Origin of the sequence: Bartonella phoceensis (assembly GCF_902825145.1) — a bacterium.
In the GTDB taxonomy this organism is placed as follows: Bacteria; Pseudomonadota; Alphaproteobacteria; order Rhizobiales; family Rhizobiaceae; genus Bartonella; species Bartonella phoceensis.
The window spans coordinates 1-243 of record NZ_CADEAD010000090.1; the positions used below are offsets into that span (position 1 = coordinate 1).

Sequence of the window (243 nt, forward strand, 5' to 3'; positions counted from 1 at the left end):
TAACCACCGGTGGTATTGATGCTAGCGGTAAAAAGCTAACAGGCTTAGCAAAGGGTACTGAAGATACTGATGCTGTTAACAAAGCACAACTTGATGCAAGTTTGAAGGATCTTTCCAACAATCTTCAGTCTGAAGATTCATCTGTTGTCCATTACGATAGAAAAGATGGTAAAACTGATTATACGAATGTGACTTTGGGTGGTAAAGAGAAGAGCTTAGTTGGCCTCCATAATGTTGGGAATG

Annotated in this window: 1 protein-coding gene; it reads left to right on the plus strand. The window is 39.9% G+C overall.

The window, feature by feature from the left end:
- Window positions 1-243: hypothetical protein (locus J7R07_RS08190; protein ID WP_208436348.1), on the plus strand; the 243-nt coding region annotated here is incomplete at both ends.